This window comes from Ruminococcus sp., assembly GCF_024684275.1.
Genome location: NZ_JAIKXF010000088.1, coordinates 1 through 8,503 on the forward strand (window position 1 = coordinate 1; position 8,503 = coordinate 8,503).

Annotated in this window: 10 protein-coding genes and 1 pseudogene; 10 read left to right on the forward strand and 1 reads right to left on the reverse strand. The window is 42.7% G+C overall.

Annotated features, from left to right (window positions below; genetic code table 11):
* Positions 1-162 precede the first annotated feature (162 nt).
* From K5677_RS09145 to K5677_RS09180, 8 genes are all read left to right on the forward strand, one after another.
* Positions 163-600 (forward strand): C-GCAxxG-C-C family protein, encoded by a 438-nt coding sequence (locus tag K5677_RS09145; RefSeq protein ID WP_296727114.1) that lies wholly within the window; start codon positions 163-165, stop codon positions 598-600.
* A gap of 79 nt (positions 601-679) precedes the next feature.
* Positions 680-1,876, forward strand: a complete 1,197-nt coding sequence (locus K5677_RS09150) for a PhoU domain-containing protein (protein ID WP_296727117.1) — start codon at positions 680-682, stop codon at positions 1,874-1,876.
* A gap of 590 nt (positions 1,877-2,466) precedes the next feature.
* Positions 2,467-3,087 carry a TetR family transcriptional regulator gene (locus K5677_RS09155; RefSeq protein ID WP_296727118.1) on the forward strand — a complete coding sequence of 207 codons (621 nt, stop codon included), beginning with the start codon at positions 2,467-2,469 and terminating at the stop codon, positions 3,085-3,087.
* Positions 3,084-4,121: an aldo/keto reductase gene (locus tag K5677_RS09160; protein ID WP_296727121.1), complete on the forward strand. Its 1,038-nt coding sequence runs from the start codon at positions 3,084-3,086 to the stop codon at positions 4,119-4,121. Before K5677_RS09155 ends, K5677_RS09160 begins: the two co-directional genes overlap by 4 nt.
* 155 nt (positions 4,122-4,276) lie before the next feature.
* Complete coding sequence (locus tag K5677_RS09165; RefSeq protein WP_296727122.1) at positions 4,277-4,957, forward strand: hypothetical protein; 681 nt, start codon at positions 4,277-4,279, stop codon at positions 4,955-4,957.
* Positions 4,935-5,066 (forward strand): hypothetical protein, encoded by a 132-nt coding sequence (locus K5677_RS09170; protein ID WP_296727126.1) that lies wholly within the window; start codon positions 4,935-4,937, stop codon positions 5,064-5,066. The genes K5677_RS09165 and K5677_RS09170 overlap by 23 nt, the downstream gene beginning before the upstream one ends.
* 8 nt (positions 5,067-5,074) lie before the next feature.
* A complete protein-coding gene (locus tag K5677_RS09175; RefSeq protein WP_296727129.1) occupies positions 5,075-5,608 on the forward strand; it encodes a flavodoxin family protein in 534 nt (177 codons plus the stop codon).
* A gap of 13 nt (positions 5,609-5,621) precedes the next feature.
* The gene (locus tag K5677_RS09180) at positions 5,622-6,104 is read left to right on the forward strand and encodes a flavodoxin (RefSeq protein ID WP_296727131.1); all 483 of its coding nucleotides are present in this window, start codon (positions 5,622-5,624) and stop codon (positions 6,102-6,104) included.
* Between the two features lie 139 nt (positions 6,105-6,243).
* Here the strand turns inward: K5677_RS09180 and K5677_RS09185 are convergent, their stop codons facing one another.
* Positions 6,244-6,435 carry a tyrosine-type recombinase/integrase gene (locus K5677_RS09185; RefSeq protein WP_296727134.1) on the reverse strand — a complete coding sequence of 64 codons (192 nt, stop codon included), beginning with the start codon at positions 6,433-6,435 and terminating at the stop codon, positions 6,244-6,246.
* A gap of 584 nt (positions 6,436-7,019) precedes the next feature.
* On the opposite strand from K5677_RS09185, the gene K5677_RS09190 reads away from it, so the two are divergent.
* Together K5677_RS09190 and K5677_RS09195 are read left to right on the forward strand one after the other, a co-directional pair.
* Positions 7,020-7,409 carry an RHS repeat protein gene (locus K5677_RS09190; RefSeq protein WP_296727136.1) on the forward strand — a complete coding sequence of 130 codons (390 nt, stop codon included), beginning with the start codon at positions 7,020-7,022 and terminating at the stop codon, positions 7,407-7,409.
* Between the two features lie 52 nt (positions 7,410-7,461).
* Positions 7,462-8,503: pseudogene (locus K5677_RS09195) on the forward strand (hypothetical protein); the annotation flags it as partial.

Here is an 8,503-nt window from a genome sequence, read left to right on the forward strand (position 1 = left end):
TTTGAGAAAAGCTCGCTTGCAATTTCTGTGTGTTTCATAGTTTACCTCCAATAAATATATTCGAATTTATCTATACGAACTGTAAATAAAATGTCCGTGGGAACACGGATATTTGTTTGGGGTAAATATAGATAAATTCAAATATATTTATTGGAGGTTACTATGAAACATACAGAAATTGCAAGTGAGCTCTTCTCAAAAAGGTACTACTGCTCTCAGGCGGTGCTGGCGGCATTTGCCGAGGAGCTTGGAATGACGAAGAAACAGGCACTCAGAGTCGGAGCTTGCTTCGGCGGCGGTATGTGCAAGGCTGAGGTCTGCGGAGCGTGTACGGGTGCGCTTATGGCTTTGGGGCTGAAATACGGTATGTGCGAGGACGGCGACTATGAAAGCAAGCAGAGGGCAAATAGCTATGCCGTGCGTTTTCTGGATGAATTTGCGAAACAGAACGGCTCGTATATCTGCCGTGAGCTGCTTGACTGCGATATTGCCACCGATGAGGGAAAGGCTTATGCAAGAGCAAAGGGGCTATTTGCGACTGAATGCCCGAAGATGATAGAGAGTGCTGTGCTGATCGCTGAAAAGCTGATAAACGAGTAATAGAGCCGCATAAAAATACGGCTTTTTATCTGGTCGATGAATAGACTGATTTCAATTTATCTATAAAAAGAGGTGCTTTATGGGAATTTGGGACTTCGTACAAGACGAAATTCTCGGTATGAAATGGCTGAACAGGCTGATCGGCTCTGTGCTGAACGCCTGCGGTCTTGATACAAGCGGAAAGCTCGGCGGATGTGTGCAGTTTTTCATCTACGATGTTATCAAGATCATGGTACTGCTTGGTGTGCTGATATTCCTTATATCCTATGATCTGCATTGTTCATTTTTACTTTCTCCTTTTGAACTATTAGGCACGGTAATTTGCCTTACCGTATTCTACGGACTTGATGCGTTCATTCATTTCAGCTTTGTGGATAAGCCGATTGGTGCGGTTGAAATTGCCGCTGTTCACTCCATTTTCAATATAGTCACTACGCTGATACTCCTGCCGTTCTCCAACCAGCTTGTAAAGCTGGCAAAAAAGCTGGTACACGACTCCAAAGAAGCCGAGGTTTCTGTTCTTCTCGATAAGCGACTTATCGCCACACCGCCCCTCGCTGTTTCACAGTGCAGAGAAAAGACGGTAGACATGGCACAGGGAGCAAAGGACGCACTGCATGAAGCACTTCGGGCAATGTTTGATTTTTCAGAGAAGGCTGTGCTTAGCGTGGAGGAAAAGGAGCAGCTCCTTGATGAAATGGAAGATCAGCTCTCCACGTTCCTGCTGGAATTATCAGCAGTCAGCCTGACAGACGAGGACAGCAAAACTGTCACCGAGCTTCTGCACACGATCAGCGACTTTGAACGTATCAGCGATCACGCTATCAATATGATAGAGATAGCGCAGGAAATGGAACGTAACAGTCAGAGCTTTTCAGACAGTGCGAAGGACGATTTCTCAACGCTATTTGCCGCACTGACAGAGATCTCAGGACTTACAGTCAATGCGTTTGCAGGTAATGATACCGAAATTGCACTGAATGTTGAGCCCCTTGAAGAAGTCATTGATGATCTCACCGCTGCGATCAGGGATAAACATATCGACAGACTTCGCAAGGGCGAATGCAGCCCTGAACTGGGCGTTTATCTGTCCGACCTGCTCATCAACTGCGAGAGAGTATCCGACCATTGCTCCAATATAGCGGTATCTATCATACAGATAGCCAAGTCCAGCATGAGAAGCCATGTATACCTGAGTGAACTGAAAGCACAGCGTTCCGAACAATTTATCGGTGCTTACAATTCATATCATGAAAAATACAGACTTTCTGCATAAGAGCCTGTTTGACCATGATGAATACGTCATTGTAGAAGTGCCAAAGGCATATAAAAAGTATTATACAAGCCTTGCATAAAACGAATATTAAATAATTATGGATAGAAATGAAAAAAGCTCCCTGTGTATTAAACACAGGGAGTAGTTTTGTAATGAGTGAATGTGGCTTCTTAATGTAAAACATATTGCTAATACATTATGATATACAGAAATATAAGTGTAAATCCAGATATACCAAAAGAAAACGTCCTTATGATTGTATCAAAAATGGCGTACTTTGGCATATTTGCAAGACTAAAAAAATGATATGCGGTGAAAAGCCTGAAATACCAAGCTTTTGCCGCCTTGGTGCCGAATGAAAAAATGAAAATCTGAGGGATACCCTTCTGTTTGATATGCCCTATACGTACTATTATACTTTGTTGATAATGCTGAAAATCTTAAATTTCCATAATATATATTGACACCATGTCAGAACAGTGCTATACTATCTATAGTGACACGATGTCAGAATAGATAGTTCGTCTGCATATCTGGCAATATCTATGCGAAGAAACACTGATCGTGATTAAGAAGAAGGAGAATGTACTATGCCAAAAGGTTCAGCGGAGCTGACGGCTTCACGAAAAGAGGAGATAATAAATGCCTGTGAAAAGCTCTATCAGACCATGAGCTTCAAGGAGATTACCCTCAAAGAAATAAGCGTTGAGACCAGCTTCTCCCGTCCGTCCATATACAATTACTTTCAGACAAAAGAGGAAATTTTCCTTGCCCTGATGCAGCGTGAGTACGAGCTGTGGGCGGCGGAACTGAATGATCTTTCGGAGAAGAATAAAACTATGACCACTGAGGAGTTTTCATCAGCACTTGCACACTCTCTTGAAAAACACGGGCAGCTTCTGAAACTCCTTTCGATGAATCATTACGATATGGAGGAAAACTCACGCCCCCAACGGCTGACGGAGTTCAAAGTTGCTTACGGCGCTTCTCTTGATGCAGTGAGAGTATGTGTCAGAAAATTTTTCCCCGAAACAGACTGCGAGAGCTTTATCTTCGTATTCTTTCCGTTCCTGTTCGGCGTATATCCGTATTCAGTAGCTACACAAAAACAGCTTGACGCCATGCGTGATGCAAAAATGGATTTTAAGATGCACAGCATTTATGAGATCATTTATTCCTGCGTGATGCAGTTATTGGGAGGTACAAAATGAAATACACAAGACTTGGCAATTCAGATCTGAATGTTTCGAGGATATGTATGGGCTGTATGGGCTTCGGTGATGCAGCAAACGGACAGCATTCGTGGACGATAGACGAGGAGCATTCCCGTGAGATAATCAGGCGTGGACTTGAACTCGGCGTGAATTTCTTTGATACGGCAATAGCCTACCAATCGGGTACAAGTGAGCAGTATGTGGGCAGAGCGCTCAAAGATTTTGCAAAACGTGATGAAGTCATTGTTGCAACAAAATTCCTGCCGAGAACTCCTGCGGATATTGAAGCAGGTATCAGCGGTCAGGCACACATCGAGCGAATGATAAACAAGAGCCTGCAAAACCTCGGAATGGACTATGTTGACCTTTACATCTACCATATGTGGGACTGGAATACGCCTGTCTATGACATTTTAGATGGACTCAACAGAATAGTCAAGGCAGGAAAGGCAAGGTATATCGGCATTTCCAACTGCTATGCTTGGCAGCTTGCAAAGGCAAATGCACTTGCAGAGCGTGAGGGATTTGCAAAGTTCGTCAGTGTACAGGGACATTACAATCTTATCTTCCGTGAGGAGGAGAGAGAAATGGCTATGCTCTGCGCTGAGGACAATATCGCTATGACACCATACAGTGCTCTTGCAAGCGGCAGACTTGCCCGACTTCCCGGCGAAACTTCAAAACGTGCAGAGGAGGACAGCTACGCAAAATTCAAGTATGATACCACCAAAGAGCAGGACGAGATAATAATCAGGCGTGTGGCTGAACTTGCCGAAAAGCACGGAGTTTCCATGACTGAAGTATCCCTTGCGTGGCTGCTGACAAAGGTGACTTCTCCCGTTGTAGGTGCGACAAAGCTGCACCATATTGAGGGCGCTGCAAAGGCGGTGGATTCAGAGTTGAGTGCAGATGAGATCGCCTATCTTGAAGAACCCTATGTGCCTCATGCGCTTGCAGGAGTAATGGCGCAGAACAAGCCTGCAAACAAAAATGAAAAACACGTCTGGTCAACAGGCAGTCAGAAAATTTAAAGAGGGTACTATAATGGAAAATCTACCAAAGATCGCCCGCGGTGCTTGGGCTTGTGACAACGACGGAACAATCGGCGGCAATCTGACAGCGGATACGCTCCGAGAGCGAAATACAGGACCGGATAAATGATATGAATCAAACAGGGAGGGCTGTTATGCCGGCTAAGACTACAAACATCATCAAAAGGATAGTTGATATGGTGCTGACAGTACTTTTGCTGTTTCTTATGGCTTTTCAAGTGACTGGCAACAAACTGCATGAATGGCTTGGAATTGCCATGACTGTAACACTGATACTTCATCATATCCTCAACCGAAAATGGTATAAAGCTGTTTTCAAGGGGAAGTATTCGCCCTACCGTATCGCTATGACAGCAGTCAATACGCTGATTCTTGCGGCTATCGCTCTGACAGCACTAAGCGGAATGTCCATGAGCGGACACGCAGTTCCGTTTATGTATGGGCTTATCAACGTTATGACAGCAAGAACACTGCACCTTGCAATGTCCTATTGGTCATTCATTCTTATGGGAGTGCATATCGGTCTGCATATGAAAGCTATGATCGCAAAGCTGCCTAAAAATGGAAAGATCATATTCAAGGTGATACTTACAGGTGTTTCGGGTGTGGGGCTGTGGCTGTTTTTGAAAAACGGTATCATAAACTATATCACATTCAGAACTCACTTTGCTTTTCTTGACTACACCACGGCAAAGTGGCTCGTTATACTGCAAAATCTTGCAATGCTTATGTTTTTTGTACTTGCTGGATATGTACTGTCAGAAGTTACACAACTGGTGAACACCTATACCGATGCCGACAGCGACCGTCCTTGAAAGCTGCGATCTGACAGGAAAGACCATTATACCATTCTGCTCACACGGCGGCAGTACACTTGATGATATATCCGAATGGCTCAAAGAAAATGGTATTGTAGAAAGGTGAGGTGCAAAATGAAAATAGTAATACTTATGGGAAGTCCTAACCTAAAAGGTTCAACGAGCATACTCGTTGATAGTTTCAAAAAGGGCGCAGAGGAAAGCGGTCACAGTGTCGAAGTGATAGATGTCTGTCATGCAGATATTCATACCTGCACAGGTTGTGTTGCCTGCGGTTACGAGGGTGACTGCGTTCAGAGTGATGATAACGAGCATATCCGCAAAGCACTGCTTTCCTGCGATATGGTGGTGTTTGCTACTCCGCTTTATTACTACGGAATGAGCGCACAGCTGAAAATAGTGGTTGACCGTTTCTGTGCATATAACAGCAGCCTGAACCGCAGGCACTTGAAGTCGGCACTGCTGACGGTTGCGTGGAACGCCGATGACTGGACATTTGATGCACTGACAGCTCATTACAAAACGCTGGTGCGCTATATCAATTTTGAAGATATGGGTATGGTGCTTGGCTATGGCTGCGGAAGTCCGTCCATGACACGGTCGAGCCAATACCCCGAACAAGCATACAAAATGGGAAAAACATTATAACGGAGGTAATCTTATGAACAAGAAATTAGTAGCATATTTTTCCGCAAGCGGCAATACTGCAAGGCTTGCAAAGAATCTGGCAGAAGCAGCAGGTGCAGACCTCTATGAAATACGCCCTGCCGTTCCCTACACAAGTGCAGATCTGAACTGGCAGAACAAGCAGTCACGCAGCAGCGTTGAGATGAACGACAAGTCATCACGTCCCGAACTTGCTGACACAAACGCTAAAATCACAGACTATGACACGATTTTTGTAGGTTTCCCCGTTTGGTGGTATACAGCACCGACTATCATAAACTCTTTCCTTGAAAGTTATGACTTCTCCGGAAAGGCCATTGTTTTGTTTGCAACTTCCGGCGGAAGCGGCATCAACGGAACAGCAAAAGCGCTGAAAAGCAGTGTAGCCGTTGATACAAAGCTGATCGAGGGAAAGGTGCTGAACAGTGGAACATCGGCAGCATCGCTCAAAGATTGGATTAACGGTTTGGAAATTTGAGCATTGCTGTGCAATAGCCGTAGTCTGTTGGCACACCTGTAAACTATTCCGCACAAGTCCATTTCAGCATTATGGTGTGCGCCACAATGACAATATACTCTTTTGAAAAGCTCTATAATAAAGAAACGCCCTGCAGGATTTATACCTTGCAGGGCGTTATTGTACTTATGTCGCTGTGAGCGAGCCGCTGCTTTATCAGCTTCATCTGAACTTCGTTTGCAAGGAGCAGACTTAAACAGCTGTGCCGCAGGTAATGGAATCGTATCTTTATCAGACCATTCTTGCGGAGCACTATGGGGAAATGGTCCGATACATAATCGGGACGTCTCAATTCTTCTACAGCGTCAACAGATGTAGTCCTCGGTTTTTTCCTATACCAATCCTCTTTGCCTGGCAGGACCTCAGATGCAAGCTTAAAAAATGCTTTTGGAGTTTAATACTTCCATTGTTGAGCAGAATGAAATATAGGTGTATTAGAAGCTGAGACTTAATTATTTGTTGCATTTTACCTTAATATTCTTCTTGAAGTTAATACTTTTTTGGCATTTAGGATAGGACTGACAGCCTTTGAAATATTGTGTTTTTAGTGGAAATGTGATATAATTAATTTGTTATATTTATGCATAAATTATAGTATTTTATATCAGCTAAAATACAGTATGCCGTAAATGGTCAGTATTTTAGGCATTTAACAGTTATTGTCTTTTTCAATATAATTGTTTATTCAATTATATTTAGCTTGAAACTGCATTCTTAGCATTCGGGATTTATTTCAGATGAAGGATTCCGTAGGAGATATTGAATATTATGATGGAGATCTATGCAATAGTTTTTATAGATTTCATAAAATGCGATACTATGAAGGAGCTATGTTTTATTGAGCAGAAGGTCTTCTGAAAAGGAACAGGAGGTGATATGAAAATGATGAAGAAACTGAAATATATTCTTTTTAGTTGTTTTGTTGCTTGTGTAATGTTTGGATGTACTTTGTTTGATACTATTCTTGAAGATCCTGACGATAATAAGCCGGGAAATCCGGAAACGCCGACTTCCGGTGTTTCGTCCGATGTTTCATCTGTGACAACAAAGGTCACAACCAGTACGGCAATTGTAACAACTACCGTACCTGATATAACTTTTCCATCAGATAAGGTAGGCAAACTTTCATATGAATATGATAATCTCGGAAGACTTGTGAAAGTAGTTCATGACGAGAAGAATTATATTGAGTATGAATACGATGCAAACGGTAATATCACTAAGATCATTAACGTAGTTGACGGTAAGAAAACAAGTGAAAACTGATTGTTCATGTTAATGCAAAAACGAAATGAGGAAATTATTTATGAAGCCAATTTTGAAAAGGATCATTAGTCAGGTGACGGCCATTGTAATGGCTGCTGAGTTTGCCGGACAAAATGCTCAGCCTTTTATTGATGCTCATGCTGAGAGTGACAGCGGCGGAAGCAAAGCTTCAGCCGTGCTTTCGACAGATGTAAATAAAGGCGAAGCAGCTGCTGCATCAGAAGAGACAAATGCAGCTTCAGAAACTGCATCAGATTTTGAGGATCTAACGATTTCTTCTGATACTACTCTCTCAAAGAAAACAGAGGTAGGAAATCTTGTAATATCAAGCGGCACACTTAATTTAAATGGTAACATACTTATTGTTCATGGTGATGTAACAGTCGATAATGGTTCTATTGTTATATCAAAAGGTCAGCTTATATGTGAGAATTTTACTATGAATTATGGTACTCTCAACATGACCAATGCCAATGATAGTATAATTGTAAATAAAAATTTTGAGTTTAAAGGTGGAAAAGCACAAGGTTATCAGATGACTGCCGGTTCCATAAAGGTCAAAGGCGATTTTTCTGTTTCGGGCGGCGAATTTTACCCGTCAGGAATTCACGAGATAGAATTGAATGGTGAAAAAGGACAGTCATTTTACTCTGTCAGGAATTTAAATATTCTCAGGATCACTAATACCAGCGAAGATGGTGTTGCGTCGTCGTCACCGGTCAATGCTAATGAAGTCATTGACACTGGATGCAAGATACGTATAAACGGAGCAGGAGATCCTGTACCTGCTATGTCCGAAGATACAACTATCGAGGGAGATTTCTATCTTGTTTCAGGTGATCTTGACCTTAACGGACACAAGCTTACTGTAAATGGAAATCTCATACAGGCAGGAGGCAAGGTGATCCTCAACGGAGGAACACTTGATGTAAAGGGAGATTACAGAATCCAGACAAAGTCAGTTAATGATAAAAATGAAACAACATACGGATACAGTACCGGATACCTTGTAATGACAAATGAAAAGGATAAGGTAAATGTAGGCGGAGATTTCATAACATCATCAAATCAGGATCACAGCAAATGCCTCACAG

What these genes read in the sequence shown, in the direction of transcription:
- K5677_RS09145 (WP_296727114.1), top strand. Translation starts at nt 163, where the DNA reads ATGAAACATACAGAAATTGCAAGTGAGCTCTTCTCAAAAAGGTACTAC.
- K5677_RS09150 (WP_296727117.1), top strand. Translation starts at nt 680, where the DNA reads ATGGGAATTTGGGACTTCGTACAAGACGAAATTCTCGGTATGAAATGG.
- K5677_RS09155 (WP_296727118.1), top strand. Translation starts at nt 2,467, where the DNA reads ATGCCAAAAGGTTCAGCGGAGCTGACGGCTTCACGAAAAGAGGAGATA.
- K5677_RS09160 (WP_296727121.1), top strand. Translation starts at nt 3,084, where the DNA reads ATGAAATACACAAGACTTGGCAATTCAGATCTGAATGTTTCGAGGATA.
- K5677_RS09165 (WP_296727122.1), top strand. Translation starts at nt 4,277, where the DNA reads ATGCCGGCTAAGACTACAAACATCATCAAAAGGATAGTTGATATGGTG.
- K5677_RS09170 (WP_296727126.1), top strand. Translation starts at nt 4,935, where the DNA reads ATGCCGACAGCGACCGTCCTTGAAAGCTGCGATCTGACAGGAAAGACC.
- K5677_RS09175 (WP_296727129.1), top strand. Translation starts at nt 5,075, where the DNA reads ATGAAAATAGTAATACTTATGGGAAGTCCTAACCTAAAAGGTTCAACG.
- K5677_RS09180 (WP_296727131.1), top strand. Translation starts at nt 5,622, where the DNA reads ATGAACAAGAAATTAGTAGCATATTTTTCCGCAAGCGGCAATACTGCA.
- K5677_RS09190 (WP_296727136.1), top strand. Translation starts at nt 7,020, where the DNA reads ATGAAAATGATGAAGAAACTGAAATATATTCTTTTTAGTTGTTTTGTT.